This window comes from Burkholderia seminalis DSM 23518 (assembly GCF_902832885.1).
GTDB classification, from domain to species: domain Bacteria; phylum Pseudomonadota; class Gammaproteobacteria; order Burkholderiales; family Burkholderiaceae; genus Burkholderia; species Burkholderia seminalis.
The window spans coordinates 1,098,184-1,115,197 of record NZ_CADFDK010000001.1 but is presented as its reverse complement, the minus strand read 5'-3'; the positions used below and the strand labels follow the sequence as shown (position 1 = coordinate 1,115,197).

The following is a 17,014-nucleotide window of genomic DNA, read 5'->3' as shown; positions in this document are numbered from 1 at the left end:
GCGTTCCGACGTTCGAAACAAAAGAGCAGCCCGCGGGCTGCTCTTTTTCATGCGCGAGGCTTCGCGCGACTGGCGGCGCGCCGACGGCTCACGAGCAGAACTTCGCGAGCAATCCGAGCTGCGCGTTGCGGAGCGTCTTGCCGGCGCGACGGCGGCGGTAGTGGCCGTCGCTGTGCATCTGCCATGCCGACTGGTTGTCGCCGAGACACACCGACAGGCCTTCGGCGATCACGCGCCGCTTGAGCTTGCGCTCGCGGACCGGGAACGCGACTTCGACGCGGCGGAACAGGTTGCGGTCCATCCAGTCGGCGCTCGACAGATAGACGTCCTCGGCGCCGCCTGCATGGAAGTAGTAGATCCGGTGGTGCTCGAGGAAGCGGCCGACGATCGAGCGCACCGTGATGTTTTCCGACAGCCCCGGCACGCCGGGCTTCAGCGCGCAGACGCCGCGCACGATCAGGTCGACCTTCACGCCGGCCTGCGACGCTTCGTACAGCGCGGCGATCACCGACGGCTCCAGCAGCGCGTTCATCTTCGCGACGATGCGCGCACGCTTGCCGGCGCGCGCATTGTCGATTTCCGCACCGATCGCGTCGATGATGCGCGGATGCAGCGTGAACGGCGACTGCCACAGCTCGTGCAGCGTGAGCTCGCCGCCGATTCCCGTCAGTTGCTGGAAAACGTGGTGGACGTCCTCGCAGATCTTCTGGTCGGCCGTCATCAGCCCGAAGTCGGTGTAGAGGCGCGCCGTGCGCGGGTGGTAGTTGCCGGTACCGAGGTGCACGTAGCGGCGCAGCGATGCCTTTCCGCCCTGCACGACGCGCCGCACGATCAGCATCATCTTCGCGTGGCACTTGTGGCCGACCACGCCGTACACGACATGCGCGCCGACGGCCTCGAGCTGCGACGCCCAGTTGATGTTGGTCTCCTCGTCGAAGCGCGCGAGCAGCTCGACGACGACGGTCACTTCCTTGCCGTTGCGCGCGGCTTCCATCAGCGCGTCCATCAGCGGCGAATCGGTGCCGGTGCGGTAGATCGTCTGCTTGATCGCGACGACGCTCGGGTCCCTTGCGGCCTGCTGCAGCAGTTCGAGCACGGGCTGGAAGCTCTCGTACGGGTGGTGCAGCAGGATGTCGCCGTCGTCGATCGCGTCGAACATCGTCGGCGCGTTCGTGATCGCGGCCGGGGTCGACGCGGTGAACGGCGCGAACTTCAGGTCGGGGCGGTCGACGAGATCGGGAATCTGCATCAGCCGCACGAGGTTCACAGAACCGGCCACGCGATAGCAGTCCTTTTCGCCGAGCTCGCTTTCCTCGAGCAGGCGGCGCACGATGTGCGCCGGCGTGTCGGCCGACACTTCGAGACGCACCGCGTTGCCGAGGTGGCGTGCGGGCAGCTCGCCCTGCAGCGCGACGCGCAGGTTCGTGATTTCGTCCTCGTCGACGAACAGCTCGCTGTTGCGCGTGATGCGGAACTGGTTGCAGCTCTTCACGACGAGTTGCGGGAAGAGTTCGCCGACGAAGCGCTGCATGAACGAACTCAGCAGCACGAAGCCGTGCTCGAAGCCCGACAGCGCGTGCGGCATGCGCACGACACGCGGCAGCGCACGCGGCGCCTGCACGATGCCCATCACCGCCTGGCGGCCGAACGCGTCGCGGCCTTCGAGCTCGACGACGAAGTTCAGGCTCTTGTTGAGCACGCGCGGGAACGGGTGGGCCGGATCGAGGCCGATCGGCGTCAGCACGGGCAGCAGCTCGTCGAGGAAGTAGCGCCGCGCCCATTCGAGCTGCTCGTCGTTCCACGTGTCGCTCGCGTGGAAGTAGATGCCTTCCTGTTCGAGCGCGGGCAGCACGGTTTCGTGCAGCATCGTGTACTGTCGATGGACGAGCCGCTGCGCGCGTTCGACGACGAGGTCGTAAGCGTGCTGCAACGACATGCCGTCGGGCGTCAGCGCGCCGGGATTGTCGCGGATCTGTTCCTGAAGGCCGGCCATCCGGACTTCGAAGAATTCGTCGAGGTTGCTGCTGGTGATGCAGATGAAGCGGAGGCGCTCGAGCAACGGGACTTGCGGATCGGCCGCCTGGGCCAGCACGCGCTCGTTGAAACCGAGGATGCCGAGTTCACGATTGAGAAGCGGATAACGGACGGACATCGGCAGAGTAGGGGGCAGTTCAGGCGATGATTCGAAAGGACGCTCGGAAACTCTCACGGTACGATGACGTGCTGATGACAATCATGTATTTATATCGGGAAATTCTACGCCTTAACCATTTCGTCGCATAAATGTTTCGGCTATATGGAATCGAGCAGTGTGCATACCCGTGAAGCGTGGTAACGGCAAGCGTTCCACGCTTAAAATGTCGCCTTTGATTGATCGCCCTGGGTTGCCGGTCCGGCTGCCGCGGGCGACCGCGCACGGAGCCCCCTTCTGATGGTTACAACCCCCCACTTGCTGGCTGCCGTGGATCTCGGCTCGAACAGCTTCCGGCTGATCGTCGGGCGCGTCGAGGAAACGCCGGCGGGCAGCCAGATCTATCCCGTCGACGCGTTGCGCGAGCCGGTTCGGCTGGCCGCGGGCCTGTCGAGCGACAAGATGCTCGATCGCGCGTCGCAGGAGCGTGGCTGGGAGGCGCTCAAGCGGTTCGGCGAGCGCCTGCGCGATTTTCATCCCGACCATGTGCGCGCGGTGGCGACCAACACGCTGCGCGTCGCGAAGAACGCCGCCGAATTTCTCGGCGAGGCCGAAGCGGCGCTCGGTTTCCCGATCGAAGTGATCGCGGGCCGCGAAGAAGCGCGGCTGATCTATGCGGGCGCCGCGCACTCGGTGCCGGCGAGTGCCGGCAAGCGGCTCGTCGTCGACATCGGCGGCGGCTCGACCGAATTCATCATCGGCTCGCACTACACGCCGATCGTGATGGAGAGCCTGTATATCGGCTGCGTGAGCCACAGCCGCAGCTTCTTTCCGGCCGGCAACGTCGACGAATACACGATGCGGCAGGCCGAACTCGCGGCCAAGCGCGAGATCCAGATCATTTCGAGCGAGTACAAGAAGGCCGGCTGGGACCAGGCGATCGGGTCGTCCGGCACGGCGCGTGCGCTCGCGGAACTCGTCGAGGCGAACGGATTCAACGATCCGGGCATCACGCACGGCATTTCGCGCGGTGGCCTGGAGCGGCTGAAGCGCGCGCTGATCAAGTCGGAGAACGTCAACCGGCTCAAGCTGATCGCGCTGAAGCCCGACCGCGTGCCGGTGCTCGCCGGCGGCCTCGCGATCATGCTCGCGGTGTTCGAGGAGCTCGGCGTCGATTACGTCGATACGACCGACGGCGCGCTGCGCCTCGGCGTGCTGTACGACCTGCTCGGCCGGACGCAGCACGAGGACATGCGCGCGGTGACCGTCGAGGGCTTCACGCGCCGCTACGGCGTCGATCGTGCTCAGGCCGAGCGGATCGGTGCGCTTGCGGTGCGTTTCTACGACGAACTCGAGGAAGACGACGAAGAGGCGCGCGAGGAAGGGCGGATGTTCCTCGGCTGGGCGGCCGCGTTGCACGAGATCGGCCTGTCGATCTCGCACAGCGCGTATCACAAGCATTCGGCCTATATCGCGAGCAATGCGGACATGCCGGGTTTCTCGCGCACCGACCAGGCGCGGCTGGCCGCGCTCGTGCTCGGTCATGCGGGCAAGCTCGGCAAGCTGTCGCAGGCGCGCGACGTCGAGTGGCCGCTGCTGTTCTGCCTGCGGCTCGCGGCGCTGCTGTGCCGGCGCCGGACCGATGCGGGGCTGCCCGACATCTCCGTTTCGCAGATGAAGAAGGGCGGGTACGAAGTGCGCCTGCCGAGCGCGTGGGTCGAGCAGAATCCGTTGACCGACTACAGCCTCAGCCAGGAGGCTGCCGAGTGGGAGAAGGTCGGGATCCCGTATCGCGTGGTGTACACCGGCGCGTAATGGCCGCAAGCGTGGCCTGGAAGCCGTTGGGGCGGGAGCGTGGCTGCGGTGGCCCGAGGCGTGCCGCACGACCGTCCTGACGGCTCGCTCAATCCGACGAGCAGACGATCGCGGTCAGAAACGGGAACGCCTGCTTGACGGTCGCGTCGCTGCCGGCCTTGCGCACGGCTTCCTCCACCGCACTCTTCGTGCCGCGTACCACGACGCCGTAGGCCCAGTCGCCGATCGGCGTGCCGTCGCCCGGACGGAAGATCGGGTCGTTCGCTTGATAGCCCAGCACGACATAGACGCCGAAGCCGTACGCCGTCAGCGAGCGGTTCGTGCGGAATGCGTTCACGGAATTCGATTCGACGTGCATCGGCTCCGACTGGATGTCGCCGGCGGCGAGCAGCGGCGCGACGAACTTGTGGCCGGTCGAATGGCAGTCGAGCGCGTCGTCGAGCGCTTTCGCCGACGCGGGGCCGGCGGTCGCGAGCACGAGCAGCGACGCGCAGAGGGCGGTTTTGACGATGTTGTTTTTCATGCGCGGATGCGGGTTGTTCATACGCATTATCGCGTGTTCCCGGAAGTGTCGCGCGCGGGTGCGGGCAGGGCCGGAGCGTTGTCGCGTCGGTGCCCCAATGAATCCCTACAATGAACGGAAGTGCGTGAGCCGGGAATCCGTGCGGGCGGGGCAGGGCTCAGAAACGGAAAAGGGGCTACGGTGTTCAACCGTCGGTGGCGATCGATAAATTTTGTAAGTCATTGATTTTGTATTGAATTTATTCTTTCTGCGATTTTGTGTTCCGACCCGTAACGCTACGAACCGGCCTGGATTTGCTCGAGATCGCTGATGTGGTGCTTTTCGATTGCGTCGTTTGCGGCGAGCAATTGCTGAATTCCCGCCCTATGTCATTGCCGACGCCCAGCTCAGGCACGGCTCGGCGAATCCGTGACCAATGACTTGCTTTCTCCGATCGTGGCTGAACACGAGTCGTCGCACCACTCGCACCCTTCTCGACCTGATCGCCGGAACTTTGGTTACTGGGCTACTACGTACCCTCGCGTAGAAAGTTAGAGGTCTCACGCCCGAGGCGAAAGCAAAACGAAAGAAATTGTGCGATCGCCGGGTTGTTTGGCGAATTACTTGCGGAGATATCCGCAAATAATTGTCAAAAATACGACGGAGAGTCTTCCGTCCGTGTCACGAATCTGCCTTACTCCAGATAAAATCGCGCGAGCGGCAGTATTCGCGACCGCAGACCGTCCTTGCCTTCCATCTTTGCGACGGTCGAACCTGAGAGACAAGGACAAGAACAGATGGCACTCGAGCCGACAGATTCGGGGAGTTTGAGATACAGCGACATTTACGAAGCGCTCAACCGGGGCCTCATGCAGCACGGCCGTTTGCTGACGCTGCGCACCCCGCTGGGCGATAACGCGCTTACGCCCGTTCGCGCGAAAGGCTGGTCGAAGATCGGTCGTGACTACCGCTGGACCGTGGATGCAGTTTCCACGCGTGACGACATTGAATTGCTCGCACTAATGCATCAGCAGGTGTCGTTGTTCATCCAGCAGCCGACGGCCCCCAATTCCGACGCGGAGTATCGGCCGATCCACGGCTTTGTCTATCAGATCAGGCGATTGGGAGCCGATGGCGCGCTTTCGCTTTACCAGATCGAGTTCGCGTCCGCCTTGTTCTTCTTAGGTGAGGGTCGCGACGATTACTACTGGCTGGATTCCGATGCGGTCCAGAGCATTAGCACTGTCTTCGACAAATATCCTCAACTGCGCGGGCGCTATCGATTCAATCTCGGTAGTCAGCCAAGTACGCGCACGTATACGCGGCAAAGCGAATCGGACCTGAACTTGGTCCATCGGCTTTTGGAAGATGAAGGCTGGTACTTCTATTGGGAACATGCGCCGGTTAAGGACAGCGAACCGCCAAAAACAACGCTCGTGATCGTGGACAGCATCTCGGCACTTCCGGAGGCTCACGATGTCACGTATTCCCGAAGCAATACGGGCGATGAGATCGGCGGCTTGACGCAGTGGGTGATGCAGCAGACTGCGCAGCCTATGGAGTTCAGGTCCACCTCTTTCGATCAGGATCGACCGGGTTCGAGCTTCGCGGCCGGGAGCTCGATGGAATCGACGACATATACGGTCCAGCATTACCGCGACAAGGAAACCCTCAGTATTCCCGGCGTCCCGGCGACAGTGTACGAACCGACGACGTTGGGCTATATCGACTCCGACAGCGGCGCTCGCCGCGCACAGATTCGGACGCAGGCATGGGATGCGATGGCCCGTCGTTTTATCGGCGTCGGTGGGGTGCGCTGGCTCGATGCAGGTTCGCGGTTCGTTCTGAATGACCATCCTCGTCACGATACTCCCGATTCGAAGGGCCGAGAATTTCTGGCGGTCGATATACATTGGTTCATCCTAAACAACGTGCCGTTCGCCCGGCAGTCGGAAGCGTTTCCATTCAGCCTGCAACCGGAGTTCGACCGCGTTCAGGCGGAATATGAGCAGGCGTCGGTATCCCGGCCTCGTGCCAACGATGGTTCGGTGGGCTTTTTCTTGATGAAGATGGAAGCGCAGCGCACGGATGTTGTGTACCGCAGTCCGCTCGAGCATAAGAAGCCGGCAATGCAAGTTGAGCACCTGCTGGTCGGCGCACCCGACGGCGAGGAGGCGTGGACGAACAAGAATAACGAGATACGTGGCCGGTTCGCGTGGGACCGGCAGAGCAAGCCGGACGACTACAACACATCGCCTTGGTTGCGGGTCATGCAGGGCGATACGGGCGACGGCTATGGCGCAGTTCACGTGCCGCGCAAGGGAGAATGGGTCGCGGTCGGTTACTGGCAAGGGGATTGTGATCGCCCCTTCGTGATGGGTAGATTGCCTGGGGGGACCACTCAGCAGCCGTGGCATTCGGACGTACTGAAATCTGGGCAGCAGTCGCGCGGCTTCGGCAATACCGGTGCCTACAACGCCCTGATCCACGACGATTCCACGCATCAGGGCGGGCAGCGCCTGACGAGCTATACCGGGGGAACCTACCATCTATTTCATCAAGGGTACTTGATCGATCAGACGGGCAACACGCGAGGCGGGTATCGCGGGATTGGCTACAAACTTCATACCGACGCATTCGGTGCCATGCGCGCGAATCAGGGGATGGCGATCAGCACGCAGCACAAGTCCCCGGACGCCGAACAACTGGACGTGCGAGAAGCACGCCAGCAACTGTCCCGTGCGGGGAATGTGGTCGATTCGTTGTCGGAAGCCAGCAAGGGGCATCAGGCGGCGGACCTCAAGACCGGTCACGATGCGTTGAAGCATTTCACGGACGCACTCGAATTGCCGCAGACGCCCGAGGCCAAGGGCGGTCGCACGGCAGGTGGCGGCACGGGCACCGCGAACGCCTTCAAGGAGCCCGTGATGCTGCTGGACAGCCCGGCCGGAATTGCCGCGTCGACGCAGCAGTCGGTGCATCTCGCGGCGGACCAGCTCATCAACCTCGTGAGCGGTCAGACCACGACCGTCGCGTCCGGACAGTCGTTGATCGTCGCGGCGCTCAACTTGATCAGCATCTTTGCGCAGAACGGCGGGATGAAGGCAATCGCCGGCAAAGGCGACATCGATATTCAGGCGCATGCCGGCGTCATCGATTTGGCAGCCCAACTTGCATTGCACATCCGGTCCGTAACGGATGTTATCGAAGTCGCTTCCGGCAAGGAAATCCGGATTCTGTGCGGTGGCGCGATCATCCAGATCAGTCAGGACGGCAGCATCAATATCCACTCACCGGGCAAGATCGACTTCAAGGCCGCAAGCTATTCGTTTGCTGGCCCCGCACGGGTCGATATAACGAACCCGGCGTTCAAGGATTCGCCAGTCCAGAAGCTGTCGTTGAACATGTTTGCGTCTCCCTCGGCGAAAAATTCTGCCCCGATTGGCATGCCATATAAACTCTATGCAGACGGCGCGCTGGTTAAACAGGGCGTGTTCGACGAGACTGGGCAGTTGCCTATCGACCATCATGTGGCGACGCAGAAGTACACACTTGAATTGGCAAACGGCGTTAAGCATGAAATTCCCGTGCCCGGCGATTATCACGACGCTGCTAACGGTGCTCTCGCGAATCAAGGCTTCCAGTTTCACGAAAGTAGTAGTGCGGCGGACATCACTCCACCTGGCGATCGGGCATTGCACCGAGCGCGCTACAGCGAACTGCTGAACCCGTCAACCGGAGACGAAGCATGACCGCCAAGACGATCACTACGCCGATGGCACTCAATCAGACGTCAAGTGCATCGGTGTGTTCACCTTGGTTTGTGGACACGACGGACGAGGGAAAGCCCGTCGAGTTTCATCCGATCACATGCTCCTACCAACCCCTCGTAAACGGTCAGGAGGCGTTTGGTGCTGTGTATGATGCCATCATGGCGGCACGGTACAGCGTTGACATCATCTGTTGGGGCTTCCAGCCGTCGATGTATTTCAAGCGTGGGGACGGAGGGGCGTCGCTCAATATCGGCGACCTGCTTCTCAAGAAAGGACTGGAGGGCGTTCGGGTCCGACTTCTGTGTTGGGCGGACTCCCTCAATGTTGCTCAGGTCACCGAAAACTCGACGCCTGGTTTTAGTTGGTTGCGGAACCGTGTCTTGCAGAACGAGAACGATGCGGAGCGGGAGTACGATCGTGCCTGGTATTTGACCGCACGAGCAGTGCCTCCTTCCCCGTTCCGGGAAGAGCAGGCGAACAAGCAAGCTGCCGATTTGCGCGCCAAGCATGCGGCTGGCCTGCCGCCTCCTGAGCCGTCGAAAAAGACTGTAGCCTTGCAGGGGCTGCCGTGCATCGAAGTGGCAACACGAGATTTTTCATTGGGGGACCGCGCGGAAATCATCTATCGTGAATCGCGGTTCCGCGAAGACAAGAACCTGAACGAAGAAGCGGTCACGTTTGGCTTCGGCACCGAACCTTCGCACCATCAGAAAATGGTACTCGTGGACTACGAAGCGCCCGAACATGCCGTAGGCTTCGTGATGGGCCATAACACACTGGATGCATACTGGGACGATGATAAGCATTCGTTTGCGCGGATGCATCCTCGCTTCGGGCGCAACGGCGCGACACCGCGACAGGATATGTCGGCGCTCGTGACGGGACCGATCCTCGAACATCTCAATGTCAACTTCTGCAATGCATGGAAGCGCAGTACGGATGTCGATTTATTGCCGGCTCGCCGAGCACTCGCCTCAAGACTTCGGTTGCGAAAAGACAAGGGTACGCCGGTCATGGCGCAAATCTTGCGCACACAATCGCAGGAAGGTCGCCGCGATATCCGGGCGATGTACAAGCAGGCGACGGACAATGCGTGCCGCTATATCTATATCGAGAATCAGTATTTCCGCTGGCCGCCGCTGGTCGATCACATCAAGACTGCGATCAACAGACAGACGGCTGGCGGGCGAGATATTGGCAAGCATGGACCGCTGTATCTGTTCGTGGTGACGAATTCCAGCGATGACGCATTGGACCACGGACAGGTATCGACATACCGGATGATGGAATCGCTGGGGCATGCGGACACGATGCCGAACGTGACAAGGTTGGAGCGGAACGACGTGTATCAGCAGCAGCGACGCAATCTTGCGGCGAGCATTGATGGTACCGACAGCACGGCGCAGTTGATTCAGACCTATGGAACAGGTTCGAAGGCTGAGATTGCCAAAGCCTTGGAAAAGAACGAAGCGCACAAGAAGGATTTGCAGAAGCAACTCAACGACGTGAATGCCAAGATTGCGGATAATAATAAGGGGCAGCTCATTCCGGGCGACATTCCGGGACTTAAGACTCTGATCTGCACTCTCGTCGCACCAGACTCTCCAGCGGGAAACTGGATGGACACCTATGTGCACAGCAAGATCATGGTTATCGACGATGTGTTCTTGACGCACGGTTCGGCGAACATCAACACACGAAGTATGGAGGTTGACAGCGAGTTGAATATTTGCCACGAACACGGCGATGTGACCAAGGCGCTTCGCAAGCACTTATGGACAATTCACACGAGGTTCACCTCCGCTAACTCTCAGGGTGGAAGCGCTGATACAAACAGAGCACGTGCGATAGGTGATGACATGGGCATCGCTTACGACACTTGGAAAATGATTATTACGAGCAACCAGAAGCTTCAAAATTCAAAAAAGCAATCGCCGACTGCTTCAATCATCAGCTTCCAAACAGCCACGACCACACGAAGCAGGCTTGACTAATCATGCGTAGAGTTCCTATCGCCCTGTTCGTTTTATGCCTGTTGACCGCCTGTTCGAAGAACGAAAGTGCTATGAATCCGTTGCCCGACGTTAGCGCAGTACGCTTAAATCTCGCCTTCACGTGCACGCATGAAGCCGATCATCTGCCGCCACTTGATTCTGAGGCGGATAAGCTGTTCCAGTACGCTCGATACCTTGAGAAGAGGGACGGGCCGAAGGATTTCAACGATGTCGCTCGGTACTACCGCATAGCGGCTGCGTTTGGTCACTATAAGGCTAATCATAATCTGCAAATCTTGGTCTCGTCGGGAATGGCATCCTCTCCCGATCCCGAGAAAGAAAGCGTTGATCTCGCCGAGCAGCTTATCAAGGCCGGCGTGCCAAGCGGCTACTACGATATCGGACACTATCTTTTGAATGGGTACGGCGTTCAAAAAGACGATGACGCGGCCCGGCGATATATCCGGAAAGCTGCGGACCTGGGTAACGCGGATGCACAGTACTACGTTGGCAACTTGCTTGATCCTGCTGACGCAGCGCCGGACATCGCTCTCAAAATGTTCCAGTGTGCAGCCGATCAGGGGCACGCAGAGGCCGCGAACTATCTCGGAGTTAGTTTTCAAACCGACAAAAGGTTTGATGAGGCTGCGAGAGCATTTCAGACAAGTGTCACGGCAGGGAGTAGTCAATCAGCTCTGTTGCTTGAGGAAGCGTTTGATGTAAGTGGTGGAAAAGACCCGTTAACCAATCTCGGCGTTCATGCAGACGCTGAACGTAGTCGCCGATATGAGCTTATTGGGAAATTTCTCCGCGCCAATGACGGACGGAACCCCAAGGTTCCCGACATCGACAAAGTCGTACCACTTCCCCCTGCGAAGCTTCCGCCGTGGGATGGCACGTTCCAATGGCAGAAGGAACAGGACGCCGCTGTTCCGCCGCGAAAACCGTCAAACGAAGTCATTGATCAGATGGCGAAGGAAAAGCATCTCGATCCGGCGACAGGTTTGCCTTTGGCAAGTCAGACGGAGAAAACTGCGCAAGAAGATCAGTCTGCGAACATCGCAACGCGTGTGCCTTTGGGGACCGTCGCGCGTACCGGCCAGCAGTGTCCGGAAGATGGCGTATGGTGCGCGAAACTGGATGCCGGTCAGGTCGGTGATGCGAAACGCAGGTTTCTTAAGGGTGACGCGTTGCCGTCCGTCGTCGTGCATGAGCCTCGACGGTTAGCGGTTCTCGACAGCATGCTGGGTACACGTCAGCGTATGGCCCCTGTTGCGTGGGAACTCGTTGCATATCTTGATCAGTCTTGACCCGGCGCCTCGTTGGAAGACTACAAGCGGATGGCCTCTTTTGTAATCGACAGGAAGATTGTTCAACGTGAACCAACCGAATGAAGCGAAGAGGCGTGCACACCCCGTGACGTTGGCCGGGTTCGGCTGGTTGCTATTCGTGCTTGGACTGCCGTGCTGGGTCCTTGTGAGCAGCGCGCTTCAGGTATTCGCTCCGTATGCCGATTGGCCCAAGATGATCGGGGTGATCGGTGTGCCAGTGCCGTTGCTGTTCGTCGCGGCTTGGAAGTACGACCGCGAGTACACGGGTGAAATCGGTCCTCTTCTGGTGGGCTGGTGCGTGGGCGTCGGGATGGCGAGGCTGGCCTTTTTAGTCGGAGGCTTGGCTCCGCATGGCTGATTGCGTGGCGAAGATGGCACACCTGCATTCGTCCATTTGGGGATGTGACTGAGGCAACGGCAAATGACCCGATACCTGATTCTCGATGGCGATCATACGACCGTGGCGGGAACCGTTCGCGTGAAGGCAACACCGTTTGAATTGGACGGCAGGCATATCGCGCACGAAGATGACGACGTAATTTGCCCAGCTTGCAAATCGATCGGCAAGATTCAATGTGCCGGTCCACGACTTCCAATGACAGGGCCGGACGGACGGCGCGTCGCGCTGAGTGATGACCTGTGTATTTGCAAGTGCACCCCGCCACCGAAGCTCGTCGCGTCACAACAGGTCATGTCGGTCGACGTGTGACGACCTCCGGCGATGTATTGAGCGAGGGGCTGGCATGCGGAAATCCTGACGGGGCAAGAGTGGACTGGTCAGTCAGGCTTCGTGTTGACGGCAATCCGCTCATCCTGCATGTCTTTGTGTGTCGGGCGACGGCGTCTACTCGGCTTGTTGCACTTCGAAGTGCAAATAGCCAGTTGTTTGCCGCGGCAACTCGTCTGCTCCGACTCGATAGTCAACCTCGAAAGAACGGCCATCCGCCTGGGTGCTCATCACAATGGTGAACGATTTGATAATCTGCAGACGCCCCTGTTGAATCTTGCTCGCTCGGAAAGCGATGGCTTTATCGTCATCGGCGATACCTGGCCCTTCCCTCAAATACGAACTATCGAGTTGTGGGTACCGGACGTAGTCTTGTGCGTACTTGTTATCGCGCTGAAGGGCTTCCCGAGACCAGATGGAGGATGCGCGAAGGGACGCCGGGGGTATTGGGCGGCGTCGCGCCAGTCAGCGTGGAGGATGAAAAGGCGGTGCTGGGCGGGATGAGAGAGGCTGTCATCGGGTGCGGTTCCTTATGGAAGCGCGCCAGATGGTAGAAAAATAGTAGCAACGGCTTGGCATTGCGGCAAAGAAAAAGGGGTTAGCATCAGCTAACCCCTTGATTCCTTGGTCGGAGCGATAGGATTCGAACCTACGACCCTCTGATCCCAAATCAGATGCGCTACCAGGCTGCGCTACGCTCCGACGAGCCAAAGATTATATCGTTGCATGATCCATCCGGTCAATCACGACATGCGGGTAAATGCCGCGGCGGCGAACCGGCCGCGATTTGCGACAATCCACGGGACGATCGGCCGGCCGCGACGCATGCGTGCGCGGACGCTCGCCGAAGCAAGGAGAACATCATGATGAACCTGATCCTGTGGCGTCACGCCGAAGCCGAAGACCATGCGACGAGCGATCTCGCGCGCCAGCTGACCGTCCGCGGCCGCAAGGACGCGCAGGCGATGGCCAAATGGCTGCGCGGCAGGCTCGAGACGAACAGCGTGATCCTCGCGAGCCCGGCGGCTCGCACCGTGCAGACGGTCGAGGCGCTGACCGACCAGTACCGGACCGTCGACGCGCTCGCACCGGGCGGCAGCGTCGACGACGTGCTGGCAGCGGCAGGCTGGCCGGACGGCATCGCGCCGACGGTCGTGATCGTCGGGCACCAGCCGACGCTCGGCAGTGTCGCCGCGCAATTGATTACCGGCGGCGACGACAGCTGGAGCGTCAGGAAGGGCGGCATCGTGTGGCTCGCGAGCCGCACGCGTGACGGCAGTCGGCAGGCGGTATTGCGGGCGGTATTGACGCCGGAACTGGTGTGAATCCCGGCTGAATAGGTTTGAAGGGATTGATCATACGGTTTCGCAAGCTTTCTGCTAAAGTCAATTCGGCGACACGTCATTGAAAGGACACGGTCGTGCCACATAACGGTCACGGCCGGTTACTACATTGGCGGGCATGTCGCCTTATTCCTTACGACCAGGAAAGCCTAATGCGAGAACTGCCGACGCCTACGCTCCCTTTTGCCTCGCTGCCCCTCGACACGTCGCGGCGCCACCTGCCGCGCGCCAGTGAAACCGTCACATCGGAGTATCGCCTGCGCGCCGCATGGGCGCGTACGGAAGACGAATTGCGCGAAGCCCAGCGCCTGCGCTACAGCGTGTTCGCCGAAGAGATGGGCGCGCAGGTCAGCGGTCCCTCCGGTCTCGACGTCGATCCGTTCGATGCGTACTGCGACCACCTGCTGGTGCGCGATCTCGACACGCTGAAAGTCGTCGGCACGTACCGCGTGCTGCCGCCGCACCAGGCGGTGCGGGTCGGCCGCCTGTATGCCGAGGGCGAATTCGACCTGTCGCGTCTCACGCACCTGCGCGGCAAGATGGTCGAGGTCGGCCGCTCGTGCGTGCACAGCGACTACCGCAGCGGCGCCGTCATCATGGCGCTGTGGGGCGGTCTCGGCGCGTACATGATGCAGAACGGCTACGAGACGATGCTCGGCTGCGCGAGCGTGTCGATGGCCGATGGCGGCCACTATGCGGCGAACCTGTACCAGTCGCTGTCGGCAGGCTCGCTGACGGCGCCCGAGTACCGCGCGTTCCCGCACACGGCGCTGCCGGTCGACGAATTGCAGACGGGCACCGTGGTCGCACCGCCGCCGCTGATCAAGGGCTACCTGCGTCTCGGCGCGAAGATTTGCGGCGCACCGGCCTGGGATCCCGACTTCAACTGCGCGGATTTCCTGACGCTGTTCCGCCTGTCCGACATCAACTCGCGCTACGCCCGCCACTTCCTGGGCTGAACCGTCCGAACCGCGGCGCGCCCGCTCCGGGTGCGCGCAAGCGAATGCCGTCGCGCGCCATTGGTCAGGCGACGGCGTTCGTGCATTCGGCCCTGATAATTTCCGCGGTATGCGATTGCCGGCGTGCCACGGGATGGCACGTTTCAGGACGGCCCGGATCGTTGATACGGGCCGGACTGCGGGGCGGCTCGCTCAGTGCTTGCGCCGCCAGTCGAGCAGGTGATGTTCCGCCATCCAATGGTGGATCATCCCTTCGCCGCCATGGCTGCGCTTGTATTCGCGCGACTCGAAGTACGACAGCGCGACCAGCACCATCAGGCCAATGAACAGGCCGATCAGGCCCGCAATTTCTTCAGACGACATGGCAGCCTCCTTTCCACGGCACAGCGCCATGCGTACATAGTAGGACATGCGCGGCACGACCCTGAAACCGGATTTCCGCTAGACTCGGCGCGGTCCCGGCGCGCGATGGGCGCACCGTTTTCCGGAGCCACACCCGATGACCCGTTTCATGCTGGCCGTGCTGGCCGCATCCCTGCTTGCCGCCTGCACCAGCGATCCTCGCCAGGCCCGTCGCGGCCACCCGCCGGAAGACCCGGCCGACTATCACGGCGTGCCGACCGACATGACGCCGCCGTCGATGCTCGACGCGCCGCCGCCGAAACCGACGCAGTAACGACAGGGTTCGCCGTCACGCGCGGGCGGCGGACGCGGCGTGCGCGTCGGCGCCGATGCGCCGCAGCAGCCCGGGCAGGTAACGCGCGAGCGTCGCGCCGCGCGCGGCCATGAACAGCAGCAGCGCGAACCACAGACCGTGATTGCCGAACGTGCCGACGGCCGCGAACGTGGCAACAATGAAGATCGAGAGCGACACGACCATCGCGCGCATCAGCGATCGCGTTTGCGTCGCGCCGATGAAGACGCCATCGAGCAGGAAGCCCCAGACCGACACGATCGGCGAGATCGCAGCCCACGGCAGATAGCGCAACGCGACGGCGCGGATCTCGGCCTGGTCGGTCAGGCGCGCGACGATCCAGCCGCCCGCCGCCCAGTAGGCGAGCGCGAACAGCAGCGCGCCGAGCGCCGACCAGAGCAGCGTGACGCGCACGGCCTGCCGAAAGGCGCGGCGGTCGCGCGCCCCGGCGGCCGCACCGACGAGCGCCTCGGCAGCATGCGCGAAGCCGTCGAGGCCATAAGCCATGAAGGTCTGGAAATTCAGCAGCAGCGCGTTTGCCGCGAGCGTCGCGTCGCCCTGTCTTGCGCCGAGGTGCGCGAACCAGCCGAACGCGCCGAGCAGGCACAGCGTACGCAGGAAGATGTCGCGATTGAGCGCAACCAGGCGCTTGAGCGCGGCGCGCTCGGCAAGTGCGCGTACCGCGATCGGCGCAAGGCCGCGCGGGCGCAACCGCCACAGCATCCACGCACCGAGCGCGAAGCCGCAAGCGTCCGCGGTGGCGGTCGCGGCGCCGATGCCGGCGATGCCCCAACCGAAGCCGTACACATAGAGCAGGACCGCACCGATGTTCACCGCGTTGATGAACACCTGCGCGACCAGCGCCAGCCGCACACGCTGTACGCCGAGCAGATAGCCGAGCACGACGTAGTTCGCGAGCGCGAATGGCGCGCTCCAGATCCGCGCATGACTGTATGCGAGCGCCGTCGCGCGGACGGCGTCGCTGCCGCCGAGCGCGGACAGTGCGAACGACAGCAGCGGCACCTGCAGCGCGAGCACGGCGCTACCGAGCGCGAACGCGACGATCAGCGCGCGCAGCAGGTTCAGGCGAATACCGGCGGTGTCCCCGGCGCCATGCGCCTGTGCGACGAGGCCGGTCGTCCCCATCCGCAGGAAGCCGAAACCCCAGAACACGAAATTGAAGAACAGCCCGCCGAGTGCGACGCCGCCGAGATACTGCGCGCCGTCGAGGTGGCCGGCGACGGCCGTGTCGACGGCGCCGAGGATCGGCTGGGTCAGGTTCGCCAGGACGATCGGGAAGGCGAGCGCGAGGACGCGCCGATGCGTGACGGTGGCCGAACCGGCGCCGGCTCCGTGCGCTAACGCGGATTCGGACATGGCGGACGCGTCAGGCGCGTTCCTGCACGCAGACCCACGGCGAGACGACGACCGCCCACAGCTCCGGGTTGCGCGCCGCGTAGTCGGCGGCGGTCTCGGCGGGCATGCGCGCGACGAGACCGGCCGACAGCCAGCGCGTGACCTGTTCGGCATCGTCGCTGGCGACGGCTTCCGCGATGCTGACGAGATCGAGGTCGCGCGCGACGGACAGCAGCTTGCCCTGCGCGAAGAAGCGTTCGAGATCGCACCAGTCGATCTTCGCGGTTTCGCCGAGGAGTTTGGCGTAGAGCGGGCTGTGCGACGCGCCCGCGGCGGATGGCTGATCTGAGGACATCGTTTTCTTGGAAAAACTGCGTGGCGCCACTATA

General features: G+C 61.9%; 14 protein-coding genes and 1 tRNA gene. 9 read left to right on the top strand and 6 right to left on the bottom strand.

Features of this window, described 5'->3' with window-relative positions; genetic code table 11:
* Nucleotides 1-88 precede the first annotated feature (88 nt).
* Nucleotides 89-2,152, bottom strand: coding sequence for a polyphosphate kinase 1 (ppk1, locus tag HWX00_RS05190; protein WP_034186665.1), 2,064 nt, complete (start codon nt 2,150-2,152; stop codon nt 89-91).
* A gap of 279 nt (nt 2,153-2,431) precedes the next feature.
* On the opposite strand from ppk1, the gene ppx reads away from it, so the two are divergent.
* Nucleotides 2,432-3,946: an exopolyphosphatase gene (ppx, locus tag HWX00_RS05185; RefSeq protein ID WP_034186666.1), complete on the top strand. Its 1,515-nt coding sequence runs from the start codon at nt 2,432-2,434 to the stop codon at nt 3,944-3,946.
* 88 nt (nt 3,947-4,034) lie between these two features.
* Here the strand turns inward: ppx and HWX00_RS05180 are convergent, their stop codons facing one another.
* On the bottom strand, nt 4,035-4,469 hold the full coding sequence (locus HWX00_RS05180; RefSeq protein WP_059557062.1) for a hypothetical protein: 435 nt from the start codon (nt 4,467-4,469) through the stop codon (nt 4,035-4,037).
* Nucleotides 4,470-5,245: 776 nt separating this feature from the next.
* On the opposite strand from HWX00_RS05180, the gene HWX00_RS05175 reads away from it, so the two are divergent.
* The 5 genes from HWX00_RS05175 to HWX00_RS05155 all read left to right on the top strand — a co-directional run bounded on the left by HWX00_RS05175 (nt 5,246) and on the right by HWX00_RS05155 (nt 12,255).
* Nucleotides 5,246-8,200: a type VI secretion system Vgr family protein gene (locus HWX00_RS05175; RefSeq protein WP_175027637.1), complete on the top strand. Its 2,955-nt coding sequence runs from the start codon at nt 5,246-5,248 to the stop codon at nt 8,198-8,200.
* Nucleotides 8,197-10,215, top strand: coding sequence for a phospholipase D-like domain-containing protein (locus HWX00_RS05170; protein WP_175027638.1), 2,019 nt, complete (start codon nt 8,197-8,199; stop codon nt 10,213-10,215). The genes HWX00_RS05175 and HWX00_RS05170 overlap by 4 nt, the downstream gene beginning before the upstream one ends.
* A 2-nt stretch (nt 10,216-10,217) precedes the next feature.
* Complete coding sequence (locus tag HWX00_RS05165) at nt 10,218-11,525, top strand: SEL1-like repeat protein (RefSeq protein ID WP_404823841.1); 1,308 nt, start codon at nt 10,218-10,220, stop codon at nt 11,523-11,525.
* Nucleotides 11,526-11,592: 67 nt separating this feature from the next.
* Complete coding sequence (locus HWX00_RS05160; RefSeq protein ID WP_124609556.1) at nt 11,593-11,904, top strand: hypothetical protein; 312 nt, start codon at nt 11,593-11,595, stop codon at nt 11,902-11,904.
* Nucleotides 11,905-11,967: 63 nt separating this feature from the next.
* Nucleotides 11,968-12,255, top strand: coding sequence for a PAAR domain-containing protein (locus tag HWX00_RS05155; RefSeq protein WP_175027640.1), 288 nt, complete (start codon nt 11,968-11,970; stop codon nt 12,253-12,255).
* Nucleotides 12,256-12,898: 643 nt separating this feature from the next.
* Here the strand turns inward: HWX00_RS05155 and HWX00_RS05150 are convergent.
* A tRNA-Pro gene (locus HWX00_RS05150) sits at nt 12,899-12,975 on the bottom strand.
* Nucleotides 12,976-13,136: 161 nt separating this feature from the next.
* Here HWX00_RS05150 and sixA point away from each other — a divergent pair.
* Together sixA and HWX00_RS05135 are read left to right on the top strand one after the other, a co-directional pair.
* A complete protein-coding gene (gene sixA, locus HWX00_RS05145) occupies nt 13,137-13,598 on the top strand; it encodes a phosphohistidine phosphatase SixA (RefSeq protein WP_175027641.1) in 462 nt (153 codons plus the stop codon).
* Between the two features lie 170 nt (nt 13,599-13,768).
* Nucleotides 13,769-14,575 carry a GNAT family N-acetyltransferase gene (locus HWX00_RS05135; RefSeq protein WP_175027642.1) on the top strand — a complete coding sequence of 269 codons (807 nt, stop codon included), beginning with the start codon at nt 13,769-13,771 and terminating at the stop codon, nt 14,573-14,575.
* A gap of 192 nt (nt 14,576-14,767) precedes the next feature.
* Here the strand turns inward: HWX00_RS05135 and HWX00_RS05130 are convergent, their stop codons facing one another.
* On the bottom strand, nt 14,768-14,938 hold the full coding sequence (locus HWX00_RS05130; protein WP_162840567.1) for a hypothetical protein: 171 nt from the start codon (nt 14,936-14,938) through the stop codon (nt 14,768-14,770).
* 136 nt (nt 14,939-15,074) lie between these two features.
* Here HWX00_RS05130 and HWX00_RS05125 point away from each other — a divergent pair, with 136 nt between their 5' ends.
* Nucleotides 15,075-15,251 (top strand): hypothetical protein, encoded by a 177-nt coding sequence (locus tag HWX00_RS05125; RefSeq protein WP_167361866.1) that lies wholly within the window; start codon nt 15,075-15,077, stop codon nt 15,249-15,251.
* Between the two features lie 15 nt (nt 15,252-15,266).
* On the opposite strand, the gene HWX00_RS05120 is transcribed toward HWX00_RS05125, so the two are convergent.
* Nucleotides 15,267-16,646: an MATE family efflux transporter gene (locus HWX00_RS05120; RefSeq protein WP_175027643.1), complete on the bottom strand. Its 1,380-nt coding sequence runs from the start codon at nt 16,644-16,646 to the stop codon at nt 15,267-15,269.
* Nucleotides 16,647-16,656: 10 nt separating this feature from the next.
* The gene (locus tag HWX00_RS05115) at nt 16,657-16,980 is read right to left on the bottom strand and encodes a DUF2288 domain-containing protein (protein ID WP_175027644.1); all 324 of its coding nucleotides are present in this window, start codon (nt 16,978-16,980) and stop codon (nt 16,657-16,659) included.
* Nucleotides 16,981-17,014 lie beyond the last annotated feature (34 nt).

Bases quoted from the DNA above. Each gene is read 5' to 3' on its own strand.
- HWX00_RS05130 (WP_162840567.1), bottom strand. From the start codon at position 14,938: ATGTCGTCTGAAGAAATTGCGGGCCTGATCGGCCTGTTCATTGGCCTG.
- HWX00_RS05135 (WP_175027642.1), top strand. From the start codon at position 13,769: ATGCGAGAACTGCCGACGCCTACGCTCCCTTTTGCCTCGCTGCCCCTC.
- HWX00_RS05175 (WP_175027637.1), top strand. From the start codon at position 5,246: ATGGCACTCGAGCCGACAGATTCGGGGAGTTTGAGATACAGCGACATT.
- HWX00_RS05170 (WP_175027638.1), top strand. From the start codon at position 8,197: ATGACCGCCAAGACGATCACTACGCCGATGGCACTCAATCAGACGTCA.
- HWX00_RS05155 (WP_175027640.1), top strand. From the start codon at position 11,968: ATGACCCGATACCTGATTCTCGATGGCGATCATACGACCGTGGCGGGA.
- HWX00_RS05125 (WP_167361866.1), top strand. From the start codon at position 15,075: ATGACCCGTTTCATGCTGGCCGTGCTGGCCGCATCCCTGCTTGCCGCC.
- HWX00_RS05120 (WP_175027643.1), bottom strand. From the start codon at position 16,646: ATGTCCGAATCCGCGTTAGCGCACGGAGCCGGCGCCGGTTCGGCCACC.
- HWX00_RS05165 (WP_404823841.1), top strand. From the start codon at position 10,218: ATGCGTAGAGTTCCTATCGCCCTGTTCGTTTTATGCCTGTTGACCGCC.
- HWX00_RS05115 (WP_175027644.1), bottom strand. From the start codon at position 16,980: ATGTCCTCAGATCAGCCATCCGCCGCGGGCGCGTCGCACAGCCCGCTC.
- ppk1 (WP_034186665.1), bottom strand. From the start codon at position 2,152: ATGTCCGTCCGTTATCCGCTTCTCAATCGTGAACTCGGCATCCTCGGT.
- HWX00_RS05180 (WP_059557062.1), bottom strand. From the start codon at position 4,469: ATGAAAAACAACATCGTCAAAACCGCCCTCTGCGCGTCGCTGCTCGTG.
- sixA (WP_175027641.1), top strand. From the start codon at position 13,137: ATGATGAACCTGATCCTGTGGCGTCACGCCGAAGCCGAAGACCATGCG.
- ppx (WP_034186666.1), top strand. From the start codon at position 2,432: ATGGTTACAACCCCCCACTTGCTGGCTGCCGTGGATCTCGGCTCGAAC.